The sequence below is a fragment of the Streptomyces sp. NPDC059008 genome (assembly GCF_042749045.1).
GTDB lineage: Bacteria > Actinomycetota > Actinomycetes > Streptomycetales > Streptomycetaceae > Streptomyces.
In genome coordinates this window covers 59,593-71,852 of sequence record NZ_JBHYJC010000027.1, presented here as the reverse complement: position 1 = coordinate 71,852, position 12,260 = coordinate 59,593, and the positions used below count along the sequence as shown (strand labels likewise).

Annotated in this window: 8 protein-coding genes; 1 reads left to right on the top strand and 7 read right to left on the bottom strand. The window is 74.6% G+C overall.

From position 1 onward, the window contains the following. Positions 1-268: 268 nt before the first annotated feature. Complete coding sequence (locus ACFWZH_RS27085; RefSeq protein ID WP_384436453.1) at positions 269-1,354, top strand: S-(hydroxymethyl)mycothiol dehydrogenase; 1,086 nt, start codon at positions 269-271, stop codon at positions 1,352-1,354. Positions 1,355-1,385: 31 nt separating this feature from the next. Here ACFWZH_RS27085 and ACFWZH_RS27080 read toward each other — a convergent pair whose 3' ends face one another. The 7 genes from ACFWZH_RS27080 to ACFWZH_RS27050 form a co-directional block, all read right to left on the bottom strand. Continuing rightward, on the bottom strand, positions 1,386-6,071 hold the full coding sequence (locus tag ACFWZH_RS27080; protein WP_384436450.1) for a hypothetical protein: 4,686 nt from the start codon (positions 6,069-6,071) through the stop codon (positions 1,386-1,388). A gap of 56 nt (positions 6,072-6,127) precedes the next feature. Next, complete coding sequence (locus tag ACFWZH_RS27075) at positions 6,128-7,051, bottom strand: hypothetical protein (protein WP_384436447.1); 924 nt, start codon at positions 7,049-7,051, stop codon at positions 6,128-6,130. Between the two features lie 154 nt (positions 7,052-7,205). Beyond that, the gene (locus tag ACFWZH_RS27070; protein WP_384436444.1) at positions 7,206-8,744 is read right to left on the bottom strand and encodes a hypothetical protein; all 1,539 of its coding nucleotides are present in this window, start codon (positions 8,742-8,744) and stop codon (positions 7,206-7,208) included. Positions 8,745-8,900: 156 nt separating this feature from the next. Beyond that, complete coding sequence (gene pcp / locus ACFWZH_RS27065; protein WP_384436441.1) at positions 8,901-9,545, bottom strand: pyroglutamyl-peptidase I; 645 nt, start codon at positions 9,543-9,545, stop codon at positions 8,901-8,903. Positions 9,546-9,595: 50 nt separating this feature from the next. Beyond that, positions 9,596-10,564, bottom strand: a complete 969-nt coding sequence (locus ACFWZH_RS27060) for a DUF979 domain-containing protein (RefSeq protein WP_384436438.1) — start codon at positions 10,562-10,564, stop codon at positions 9,596-9,598. Further along, the gene (locus ACFWZH_RS27055; protein WP_384436435.1) at positions 10,561-11,271 is read right to left on the bottom strand and encodes a DUF969 domain-containing protein; all 711 of its coding nucleotides are present in this window, start codon (positions 11,269-11,271) and stop codon (positions 10,561-10,563) included. Before ACFWZH_RS27055 ends, ACFWZH_RS27060 begins: the two co-directional genes overlap by 4 nt. Before the next feature lie 124 nt (positions 11,272-11,395). Then, complete coding sequence (locus ACFWZH_RS27050; protein WP_384436432.1) at positions 11,396-12,139, bottom strand: GntR family transcriptional regulator; 744 nt, start codon at positions 12,137-12,139, stop codon at positions 11,396-11,398. Positions 12,140-12,260: the final 121 nt, after the last annotated feature.

Sequence of the window (12,260 nt, the reverse complement as noted above, 5' to 3'; positions counted from 1 at the left end):
TGGGGCGCCTCCCCGGGGTGCCCCCTTCGAAGCCGGCGCCCCTAGCAGAAAATCGCCCCTTGACGGATCCCTGACGGACTTCCAGCATGTCTCCTATAGCGCAACCTAGCGCGTTATAGGCAACACCGGAGACGGTGGTGGAGCGCCCTCCACCGCTGTCCCCGTTCTCAGCGCAGCGCACCACTCCCACCCCTCACAGGCATCCGTGCCACCTCACCTGTGTCACCCGCCCCTGCCGTCACCGCAGGCGCTGTATTAGGAGTGAGACATGCCGCACGAAGCCCGCGCCGTCGTCGCCCTGAAGAAGGGCGCGCCCGTCGAGGTGCTGCCGATCCTCGTGCCCGATCCCGGCCCGGGCGACGTGCTCGTGTCCGTACAGGCCTGCGGGGTGTGCCACACCGATCTGCACTATCGCGACGGCGCGATCGGCGACGACTTCCCCTATCTGCTCGGCCATGAGGCGGCGGGCGTCGTCGAGGCGGTCGGCCCCGGCGTCACGGAGCCGGCACCGGGCGACTACGTGGTGCTCGCCTGGCGGGCACCCTGCGGGCGGTGCCGCTCCTGCCGGCGCGCCCGCCCCTGGTACTGCTTCGACTCCCGCAACGCCTCCCGGCCGATGACCCTGCCGGACGGCACGGAACTGACGCCGGCTCTGGGCATCGGCGCCTTCGCCGAGAAGACACTGGTCGCGGCCGGGCAGGCGGTGAAGGTCGACCCCTCGGCGCGCCCCGAGGCGGCCGGGCTGATCGGCTGCGGGGTGATGGCCGGGTACGGCGCCGCCGTGCACACCGGGGCCGTCGGCAGCGGTGACACCGTCGCCGTCATCGGCTGCGGCGGCGTCGGCAACGCCGCCGTCGCGGGGGCCTCCCGAGCCGGGGCGCGCCGGGTCATCGCGATCGACATCGACGACGGCAAGCTGGACGCGGCCGAGCGGTTCGGCGCCACCGACACCGTCAACTCCCGCGGTACGGACCCCGTCGAGGCGGTCCGCGCGCTGACCGCCGGACACGGCGCCGATGTGGTGATCGACGCGGTGGGCCGTCCGGAGACCTACCGGCAGGCGTTCTACATGCGCGATCTGGCCGGCACGCTGGTGCAGGTCGGGGTGCCCGACCCCGACATGCGCATCGAGCTGCCGCTGATCGACCTCTTCTCGCGCGGTGGCGCGCTGAAGTCCTCCTGGTACGGCGACTGCCTGCCCAGCCGCGACTTCCCCGTCCTGATCGATCTGTTCCTGAGCGGCAAGCTCGACCTGGAACGCTTCGTCAGCGAGACCATCGCACTCGACGGCCTGGAGGCGGCCTTCGCCAAGATGCAGCGCGGGGAGGTGCTGCGGTCGGTCGTGGTGCTGTGACCGCCCGCGGCCCGCTCCCCGCGCCCAGGGGTCACTCGGCCGCCGCGTCCGCTTCCTGGGGCGCGGGATCCTCCGGGCGGCGGTACATCCGGGTGGCCGTGATCTGGCCGTGCACCGCCTCGCCGGAGGGGTCCGGCTGCGGCAGACCGGGCCGCAGATGTTCCTCGACGCTGATGTACTTCAGGCCCGCGCGCAGGTCCGCGTCATTGCGCAGCCGGATGACCAGCGGGAACTCGGCGAGCGCGGTGGTGTCGAACAGGCCGGTGGTGTAGAGGAGCTGGACGCCCAGGGCGTCGGCGACGGCGCGCTGCAGCTCCAGCAGGTACGTCGCGTTGGCCCGGCCGATGGGGTTGTCCAGGAACAGCGTGCCGGCGTGCCGCTGCTTGTCGCGGCCCCGGTCGTTGCTGCGCAGCGCCGCCATCGTGCAGTACAGGGCGATGGCGGCGGTCAGCAGCTGACCGCCGGAGAAGACGTCGCCCATCTGCCCGACCGGCACCCGCTCCGCGCGCAGCACCGCATCCGGCTTGAGGATCTCCACGGCCACACCGCGCGGCTGCAGCGCCGCGCCGACCCCGCGCAGCAGCAGCGACATCCCGTCCCGGCGCAGGTCGCTGTTCTTCCGCACCGCCGAGCGGGTCGCCTCGTCGATGACCTCGCCCAGCCGCTCGGTGAGCGTGGCCTGGTCGGGGTCCTCGAAGCGGATCCGCAGGAACTCCTGGCCGGACCACTCCCCCAGCCCCTCGGGCAGCCGGGACAGCCGCTGGGCCGAGCGCAGCGTCGTCAGCGACGACTCCACCAGGCCGCGGAGCCGGTCGACGATGGAGTCGCGGTTGCGCTCCAGCTGCTCCAGCTCGTCGGTGAGCACCCGCAGCCGGGGCGCGAAGGCCTCCGCCCACTTGGCGGCGTGGTCCGGCAGGGCCGCGGCGGGAAGCTCGCGGATCTGCTGCCGGGCGGGGGTGCGGACCTGCTCGTAGCGGGTGGAGTTGGCATGCCGTACCAGCACGTCGGCGGCCTCGCGGACCGCGGACTCGGCGGCGGAGAGGTCGGCGGCGCAGCCGCGCAGCGAGCGGCGGGACTCGGCGGCGGTCTGCCGGGCCTCGGCGAGGGAGCCCGCGTACGGCTCGGGCCGCTCGCCGGCCGCCTCCTCCGCCTCCTGGTGGTCGCGCAGCAGATCCCGCAGCAGGGCGGCGGTCTCGTCGAAGCCGCCGGCCGCGTCCTCGGCCGCGCGGTGGCCGCGCAGCAGCTCCTCGTGCCCCTCCCGCGCGGCCGCCAACGCCTCGGTGGCGGTGGCCAGTTCACCGGCCGCGGTGCGCAGCAGCTCCTTGGCGCGGTCGGCGTCCGCGGGCACCAGCTCCTCGGGCAGCTCGGTGTGCGCCGCCTTGTCGGTCGGGGCCAGCCGCTCGGCTTCGCCGCGCAGCCGGCCGAGCTGCTCGCTGGCGGCCGAGGCGCGGGACTCCAGCATCTGCACCAACGATTCGGCGCGGGCCGCCGCGGCCTGCCGGGACGGGCCGTCGGCGGCGTCCGGGCTCTCCAGGAGGGCCTCGGCGCGGGTACGGACCTTGTTGGTGAGGCGGTTGAGCTCGGCCAGCGCGGCCGACTCCTCGCCCTCGGCGCGGGCCTGCTCGGCGCGCAGATCGGCGCCGACGCCGACCTTCTCGTAGAGCTGGGAAGCGGCCCGGTAGGCCTCGCGCAGCGCGGGCAGTGAGGTGCTCGCCCCTTCGGGGGCCTCGCCCAGGTCCTCCGGTACGCCGGCGATCTCGGCGCGCTCGGCGCGCAGCGCACGGGCGGTACGGCGGGCGTCGTCGGCGGCCCGCTGGGCGGCCCGGCGGTCCTCGTCGGCCGCCCGGGCGCGGTCCACGCACTCCTCGGCGCGAGCCTCGAACTCGGCTGCCTCGTCGGCCAGTTCACGCATCCGGGACTGCCAGGAGGCGCGCTCGCGCAGCCGGTGGGCGAGGCCGGCGAGGAGGTCGGCGGCACGGCGGGCGCGCTGCGCGGTCTCCTGCCGCTCGTCGCGCACCCCGGTGGCCTCGGCCGCGATCTCCTCGGCCTCGGCGCGGACCGTACGGGCCTCGGCGAGCCCGGCGGCGGCCTCGTCGGCCGTCGTGCGGGTCTCGTCCGCGGCGGCGGCCAGCTCCGCGAGCCGGCCGGCGGGACAACCCGCACGCCACGAGCCGAGCCGGGCGGCCAGCGCCCGGTCCCCGGCGAGCCGGCCGGCCAGCGCCCGGATCTCCTCGTCGCGCTCCGTCGCGCGGGCCCGCAGCGCCCGGCGCTCCTCGTCGGCGGCGGACTCGTCGTGCATGGCCGGGTTCGGCGGGACGAGGAACACGCCGGTGTCCCGCTCGTCGGGGGCGGGGGTGGGCGCCAGCAGCGCGGCGGCGGTGCCGACGGCGACGGCGGAGCGCGGCAGCAGCGCGGCCTGGGCCAGCACCTCCCGGGCCCGGGCGTGGGTGTCCGGGTCGGTGATGACCACGCCGTCGACGAGTTCGGGCCGGGCCGCCAGCACCCGGGCGTGGTCGGCGGGGTCGACGGACTGTGCGAGATAGCGCCAGCCCGGCAGCGCCGGGACGCCGTGCTCACCCAAGTACTCCACCGCCGCCAGCACATCGGGCCCCGGCGGCAGCAGGCCGCCGTCGCCCAGCGCGCCGAGGATCCGCGCGTCGTCGGCGGCGGCCGTGCGCAGGTCGAACAGCTGCCGCTCGGCGGCGGCGACGCCCTCCTCCAGCAGTTCGCGCAGCGCGTCGGCGTTGCGGTCCAGCTCCTCGGCCGTCAGCGGTCCGGCGGTGGCGAAGCGGCGCGCGGGGCCCGGGTCCGTACCGGATGCGGACGTACGGGGACCGGGCACGCCGACGGCCTTCGCCTCGGACTGCCCGAGCCCGAGGAGTTCGGCGAGCCGCTGCTCGGCGCCGATCGACTCGGCCGCGCGGCGCTCGGCGTCGTAGGCGCGTCCGGCGGCCTGCGCGGCGTCCTCGGCACGGGCCGCCGCCAGCTCCGCCGCGGAGTGCCGGGCCGTCGCCTCGCGGGCGCGGTCGGTGGCCTGCCGCGCCGCCTCACGGGCCTGGTCCCAGGCCTCGACGGCGGTCTTCTCGGCGTCCGAGGCGGCGAGCGCGGCACGGGCCGGGTCGGCGTCGGGGGCGCTGTCGTCCAGCCAGCCGGCCCGGACGGCCTCGGCGGTCTCCTCGGCGACCTCGGCGAGCCGCTGCTTGAGGTGATCGGCCTCGCTGCGGGCACGCTGGGCGTGGGTGGCGGCGGTGGTCGCGTCGCGGTGCGCCGACTCGCCGGCTTCCTGAAGGGCGGCGGAGCGCTCCTCCTCCTCGTTGGCGATCCGCTCGCCCGCCTCGGCCGCGGCGTGCAGGGCCCGTACGAGGTCGGCGGCGGCGGTGGCGCGGGCGGCGAGCGCCGGGGCGGCGTCCCGCTCGGCCTCCCGGATGGCGGCGGCGACCCGGGCGGAGCGGTCGGCTGCGGCGCGGTGGCGCAGCGCGATCTCGGCGGCCTGCCAGGCGCTGTGCAGCGTACGGGCGTCGTTCAGCTCGCGGCGCTGGGCGGCGGCGCCCTTCTCGGCGGCGGCCAGCGCCAACGAGGCGTGCCGGTAGGCGAGTTCGGCGGAGACCAGGGAGCGGCGCTCGCGGGTGCGCTCGGCGTCGGTGACGCGGTGGGCCGCGGCGGCGACCTGTTCGGCCAGCTCGGCGGCGCGGCCGCGCTCCTCGGTGGCGCGGCCGTGCAGCCGCTGGGCCAGTCCCCGGGTGCGCCGCTCGGCGCCCGCATGGACCTCGCGGGCTCGTTCGCGCTGCTCGGCGGCGTCGGCGATGCGCGAGAGCAGATCGAGCGAGCCGGCGGTGAAGTCCCGCTCGGCGGTCAGCTCGGCGCGGCGGCCGAGCTTGTGGGCGAAGCCGTGGACCAGGTCGGCGAGACCGTCGGTGTCGCGGGTGTCCGTGACGGCGCGCAGCAGCAGGTCGGTGAAGTCCGAGTCGTTCTTGACCGCGAACAGGCCGGCCGCCTCGCCCTCGTCGGCGTTCATCTCCCGCTGGTAGCGGAAGAGCTCCGGGTCCAGGCCCAGCTCGCCGAGGTGCTCGTTCCAGCGCTCGTGGATCTCCTCCCAGACGACGTCCAGATTGGGGTAGTTCTTCCCGGCCTCCGTCAGTACGTCGCGGAAGCCCTTCATCGTGCGGCGGCGGCCCTGGGCGCCGGAGGTGCCCTCGCCGCCCTCCTGGCGGGGACGGACGAGGGTGGCCTCGGCGACGGGCAGCGAGTCCAGGCTCATACCGGGCCCGGGGCGGAAGCTGTACCAGGCCTCCGCGAACTTCCGGGGGTCGTTGGAGACCTGCCGGCCGCGCCACTCACTGACCTTGCCGACGACGACGCTCTCGCCCGTCAGGACGTGCTGCCACTCCAGGGCGACATGGCCGCAGTCGTCGGCGAGCAGGAACTTGCGCAGTACGCCGGAGCTGGCGCCGCCGAGGGTGTTGCGGTGACCGGGCAGCATCACCGAGAAGATCAGCTTGAGCAGGACGGACTTGCCGCCGCCGTTCTCCAGGAAGAGCACGCCGGCGGGGGCCGGGCGGCGCGGCGGCCCGACCGGCTCGTCCTCGAAGAAGTCCGCCTGCGCCGGGGCCGGTCGGGGCACCGGCGCGCCGACTCCGCGCAGGTCCAGCACGGTGTCGGCATAGCGCGCACCGGCAGGCCCGATGGAGTAGAGGCGGACCCGGGACAGCTCGTACATGGCGGACTCTCGTGGTGTGGGGCAAAAATGCGGCGGTCGGTGGGCGGGCGGGCTCGTCAGGCGGAGTGGAACGGCAGTCCGGCGTCGGAGACCAGGTCGAGGTCGTCGGTGTCCTCGCCCGGCAGCAGGGAGGCGCTGCCGTCGGCGACGGGGACGATGCCCAGGTCGAGGAGTTCGGCCATGGCGGCGCTGCCGGCCATGTCGCGGACCTGGAGTTGGTAGCGGGCGGTGGTGCGGTAGGCGCCGCCGGCGTCGTCGCCGGTGCGCTGCAGGAAACCGGAGTCGACGAGGAACGTGACGGCCTTGGCGATGATGCCCGTGGTCGAGCCGGCCAGCCGCCGGGCGTCCTTGGTGGCACCGGTCGCGCTGCGCCGGGCGTAGATCCGCCAGGCGGACTCCAGGCCGGGGGCGTCGGTGGCCGGGTCGGTGTTCTCGCCCTCCTGCTCGGCGCGCTCCTCCAGGCGGCGGCACGCCTGCCGGACGAAGGCGTCGACGCCGTTGACGGTGATCCGCCCGATATAGCCGTCGTCGGCGAGGTCTTCGGGCCGCGGGAAGGCGAGCGCGGCGACCGCGAGGTGTGCCAGGCCGTGCAGGAAGCGGTCGGCGGAGTCGGCGGAGGCCCGGCGGGCGTAGTCGCCCATCCGCACCGCGAAGACGGAGTCCTCGGCGGCCGTGACGGCCATGCCGGCGCGCGTGGAGACCTCCAGGACGACCAGGCCGAGGCCGGTGGCGACGGCGTCGGCGAGCCGGGCGAAGGCGGGGTCGTCCCGATAGCGGCGCAGCAGCTCGCCGTATTCGGCGTCGCGGGCCGGCAGCAGCTTGGGCTGGAGGCCGAAGGAGACCAGCCGCGCGGCGTCGGCGGCGTCGGCCGGGGTGAGCGGCTGGGGTCTGTCCTGGTCCTGGCGGTCCCCCCGGTCCGGCTCGCCGGTACCGGCGGCCGAATCCGGCTGTGCCACCTCGTCGGCGTCGTACTGGGTCACGGGACAGGCTCCTTGCGGGGGACGGGCACAGACATCTGCTGCCGGCGGACGGTCTCCGGCCGGTGCGCGGGCGGGCGGCCGCACGGCGCGGTCCGGCGGCGGACGGCGGCGCGCGGCGCGGTGGGTATCGGCGGCGGGCCCTGGCCTGGGGGCATCAGGCCACCTCCGAGCGGTCGGCGGCCATCCCGGCGGCGTCGAGGAGCGCCGTGCCGACGATGAGGTCGGCGCCGCCGAACTCGGGGTCGGTCAGCTCCGTGCCATCGTCGACGGCGAAGAGCAGCTGCGGTTCGCCCTGGCGGTAGGCCGTGCCCACCGGCGGGCTGGCGGCGTGGACCGCCAGCAGGGCGACGAGGTAGGGGAGTTCGGGATCGCTGCGGCGGGCCTCGGCGAGCAGGCCGGAGAGCCTGCGGGGCGCGTCCGCCGGCAGGTCCAGCAGCGCCATCGCGGCGTCGAGCTGGGCCTCGCTGAAGCGGCTGTCGTCGGGCGTGGCCACCAGGTCGGGCTCGGGCATCTCGGCGCCGAGGTGCTCGCGCTCCAGGGGCGGGGTCAGGAGCACCTCGACCAGGTCCCCGACGCGCACCGCCGAGGGCGTGCGCAGGCCCGTGCCGTGCGCGAAGTAGGCGTCGGTGACGCGGATGGCCTGCTCGGCGGGGAGCGGCAGCAGGGTCGCGACGAGCTGGCCGTACAGGTCGAGTCCGGCGCGGGCGGCGGGGGCGGCGAAGGCCTGCCGGTCCTGCTCGGCGCGGAAGAGCGGGCCGGCCTCCAGCAGCCGGGACTGGAGCTGGGTGTGCCGGCGGATGCAGTCCTTGACGATGTCGACGAGCTCGGCGGCGCGGCGCTTGTGCTCCCCGGTCTTGGAATCGACGGCCTCGGCCTCGTCGCGGGCCTTGCGGATGTTGGTCAGGATGGCGTTCTCGTGGCGGTAGCGGTCCGCGACGTGGTCGAGCGCCTCACTGATCATGTCGGGGACGGTCTCGAGCCAGTCGACGGCGCGGACGTTGCGCCGGGTGGCGTCCAGGGTCCGGCGAAGGGTCTCGGCGTACTGGACGGTGCGGTAGCGGGCCTGCTCGGCGGCGAGCTGGGCGTCGGCCAGCCGCCCGCGGTTGATCAGCACCTCCAGCTTGACCTCGGCGGCGATCTGGGCGCTGGTGACGTCGGTGTCGAGCGCGCCGACCAGGACGTTGACCGCCTCGTCGGTGGCCCGGAGGTAGACGGTGCCGCCGGCGCCGGGGACCTCCTCGATGAGCTTGAAGTCGTAGTCGCGCCGGACGTACTCGCCGTCGGTGGTGAACGTGCCGTAGACGGCGCGGAAGCCGCGGTCCACGCTGCCGACGTTGATCAGGTTCTCCAGCACCCAGCGGGCCACCCGCTCGTGCTCGCCCGCGGGCCGGCCGGGGTTCTGGGCGGCCACCCGGGGGAGCACCTTCGCCACTATCTCCTCGTGGTCGGCGCCGGTGTCGAAGTCCATGTTGAGGGTGACGAGGTCGATGACGGCCAGCGCCACCTCCGCCATGGCGTAGCCGCCGTACTCGCCCGCGAGGTTGGCCTTGCGCACGTCGAGGTCGTGCAGCGGCGCGGTGCACGCGAGGGCGCGCAGCCGGCGGGCCAGGCCTTCGTCGGCGGCCGGGCCCGGCGCGGGGCGGTTGACCCCGTTGAGCTGGGGCGCAGCGGGCCCCGGGGCGGGAAAAGTCACGTCGCACAGAGTAGGCGCTCGCACTGACAACGGACGAAACGGCGCGGATCCGCTCGTGGGTGGACCGGCCGGTGGGTCCGTTGACGGACCGCTCGCGGGCCGATGCACCAGTCTACGAGGCGGCCCGTCACGGCCGGGCGTCGGGGCCGGCCCCGGTCAGTGGGTGGCCCCGCCCGCCACGCGGATGTCGGTGCGGGTGTGCGCCGCGGTGGCGGCGATCTCCCGCAGGGCCCGGGCGACCGCGGGGACCGGCAGCGACGGCTGGGCGCGGTCGGTGACCTGCTCGGGGGCGTAGGGGACGTGCACGAACCCGCCGCGCAGGTCGGGGAGTTCGGTGGCGATGAGGTGGGCGAGGCCGTAGAAGACGTGGTTGCAGACGAAGGTGCCGGCCGTGTTGGAGACGGAGGCGGGCAGCCCGGCGGCGCGGACGGCCGCCACACATGCCTTGATCGGCAGGGTGGAGAAGTACGCGGCCGGGCCGCCGGGCACGATCGCCTCGTCGACCGGTTCGGCCCCGGAGGTGTCGGGTATCCGGGCGTCGTCGACGTTGATGGCGACGCGTTCGACGGTGATGTCGGGGCGGCCGCCCGCCTGGCCGACGCAGACCACGACCTCGGGGCGGGCCTCCTCGATGGCGGCGCGCAGCACGGCCACCGACGCCCCGTAGACGCACGGCAGCTCGGCGGCCGACACCTCGATCCCGGTGGGCGGTTCGGCCGCGGCGGCGCGTACCGCCTGCCAGGAGGGGTTGGTGGCCTCACCGTCGAAGGGCTGGAAGCCGGTGAGCAGGACCCGGGTCATACGGACATCCTCGGCAGAGCTGGGAGGGCGGACGGGGTGGGGCGGGCGGCTCAGAAGGCGAACAGCGCCATGATCACGATGTTGCAGCCGAGCAGCACGCCCGCGGTGGGCAGCTGCGCCTTGATGGGCCCGTACTGGTCCTTCAGTTCGAGCAGGGCGGCCGGGACGATGTTGAAGTTGGCGGCCATGGGGGTCACGAGCGTGCCGCAGAATCCGGCGAGCATGCCGATGGCCAGGACGGCGGCGGGGTTGCCGTCGAAGTGCCCGATCAGGACGGGCCAGCCCACGGCCGCGGTCATCACGGGGAAGGCGGCGAAGGCGTTGCCCATGATGATGGTGAAGGCGAACATGCCCACGCAGTAGACGACCACCGCGATGTAGAGCGAGTCCTCGGGCAGGACGGAGGTGGCGAGCTTGCCGACCTGGTCGCCGACGCCGGAGACCTGGAAGATGGCGCCCAGGGTGGCCAGCATCTGGGGCAGCAGCATGGCCCAGCCCATCGCCTCCAGCATCGAGCGGCCGGACTGCACGGGCACCGAGATCCGCTTCTCCCGCAGCATGACCATGCCGACGACGAGGGCGACGACGGCCCCGATCCCGAGGCCCAGGATGGTCTCGCTGCCCTCCTGGAGGACCGGTCGGCCCCCGATGGAGAGGTGTTTGACGCCGACGGCGCAGGCCATGGCGACGGCCGGGATGGTGAGCGCGGGGACGAACAGCCGGTTGCCGAGCCTGGCCGCGCTGGCGACGCGCTGCTCGGGGGTGGTGGTGCGCGGGGTGCCCCGGCCGGTGCAGCCGAAGCCGGCCAGCGCGGCCATGGCGAGTACGGCGACGCCCAGCGGCTCGGCCGGCGCCTGCTTGGTGACGACCCAGCTGCTGTAGACGAAGCCGGCGCCGATCAGGCCCCAGAAGGCGCCGGTCCCGTAGCGCTTGGGGTTGCTGCGGTCGGTGACCATCTGCGCGGCCATCACCAGGAAGCTGAGGCCTACCAGCCAGTAGAACCACTCTGCCTTGATCACTGGGCTGCCTCCACTGCGGCGCTGGGCTGGACGTCGGCGGTGAGCAGTTCGCGCTCCAACTGGCGGTCCAGGCGCAGCAGTCGCCAGCCGTGGACCACGAAGGCGCACACGGCGGTGGGGATCGCCCACAGCGCCAGGTGCAGCGGTTCGAGGTGGGTGCCGTAGGTGGTGTTGACGAATCCGGTGATCAGCAGGATGGAGCCGACGGCGAGGAAGACGTCCTCACCGAAGAACAGGCCGACGTTGTCCGCGCTGGCGGAGAACGACCGGACCTTCTCCCGCGTCCGGTCGGGGAGTCGGCCGTACTTGCGCTCGGCGGCGCCTTCGGCCATCGGCACGGCGAGCGGGCGGACGGTCTGGGCGTGCCCGAAGACGTTGGTCAGCCCGACCGCGGCGCCGATCTGCCGCAGGCCCAGGTAGAGCGCGAGGAAGCGGCCGGTGGTGAGCTTGGCGAACCGGGCGATGAGGTTGCGGGCCTGCTCCTGGAGGCCGTAGCGCTCCAGGAGGCCGATGACCGGGAGGGTGATCGCGAAGATCGTCACCGCCCGGCTGCCGGCGAAGCCCTCGCCGAAGGCGGCGAGCACCTTGCCGGGCGACAGGCCGCCCAGCAGGCCGGTGCCGATGCCGGCCACTCCCACGACCAGCAGGGGGTTGCGTTTCGTGGCGAAACCGATGACGACCACGAGCACGCCGAGGAGCACGATCATGGATCCGCCTTCCGCGTACGGGACCACGCGGGTCCGTGATGAGGGGTGAAGAGATTGCAGCGGACGTTAGGCGATTGTTCAACGATCCGACAAGGGGTCTGCGCGGGCAATCTCGAAACCGTGTTCACTCCTCCGCGATGTGCCGGGCGTAGGCGCCCGACAACTGCACACGCGAGTCCTCCAGGTAGGCGTGCAGCAACCGCTCGGCCTCGGCGGCGTCGCCCGCCTGGAGCGCCTCGACGATCTGCCGGTTACGGGTGAGGTAGGGCGCGTGGAAGCGCCGGGGGTCGGCCATGACGTGGAAGACCAGCCGGAGTTCGGCCAGCACGCCCCGCATCAGCTCGTCCGTGCGCGGACTGCCCGCCAGGGCCACGACGCCCTGATGAAAGCGGATGTTGGCGGTCGAGAGGTCCTGCCACTCCCGCTCGTCGGAGGCGGCCTCGCCGGCGCGTACGGCGGCCTCGATCGCCGCGACGGCGTCGTTGACGCGGGCGTCGTAGGGCCCCTGCCCCAGACCCCGTACCGCCGCGCACTCCACGAGCGTACGCACCCGGTAGATGTCGTCCAGGTCCTCGACCGTCACCACCCGCACGAAGACCCCGCGGTTGAGCTCGTGCACCAGCAGCCGCTCGTGGGTCAGCAGCCGGAACGCCTCCCGCAGCGTGTTGCGCGAGACGCCCAGCGCCCCGCCGATGCTCTCCTCGGAGAGCCGGGCGCCGGGCGGGAAGTAGCCCTCGGTGATCCTGTCGCGCAGGATGTCGGCGACCCGCTCGGCCGTACTGGCGCGCCCCAGCATGGCGCGGTCCCGCTCCAGGCCCGCGACCTCGGCGAGCCGCCCCTGATCGTTCTTCGCCACATGGCCGGCCATGCCGCCGCTCCCCGCTGTCGTGTCCGCACCCGGCGGCCGCAGCGGGCTCCGGGTGGCCTGTCGAGCGGAAGTCAATCCCAGACCAGGGGACAAAACAACGGAGCCGGGACCAGGTGCCGCA

Excerpts from the sequence above, each read along its gene's own strand:
- ACFWZH_RS27085 (WP_384436453.1), top strand. The coding sequence starts at position 269 with ATGCCGCACGAAGCCCGCGCCGTCGTCGCCCTGAAGAAGGGCGCGCCC.
- ACFWZH_RS27055 (WP_384436435.1), bottom strand. The coding sequence starts at position 11,271 with ATGATCGTGCTCCTCGGCGTGCTCGTGGTCGTCATCGGTTTCGCCACG.
- ACFWZH_RS27050 (WP_384436432.1), bottom strand. The coding sequence starts at position 12,139 with ATGGCCGGCCATGTGGCGAAGAACGATCAGGGGCGGCTCGCCGAGGTC.
- ACFWZH_RS27080 (WP_384436450.1), bottom strand. The coding sequence starts at position 6,071 with ATGTACGAGCTGTCCCGGGTCCGCCTCTACTCCATCGGGCCTGCCGGT.
- pcp (WP_384436441.1), bottom strand. The coding sequence starts at position 9,545 with ATGACCCGGGTCCTGCTCACCGGCTTCCAGCCCTTCGACGGTGAGGCC.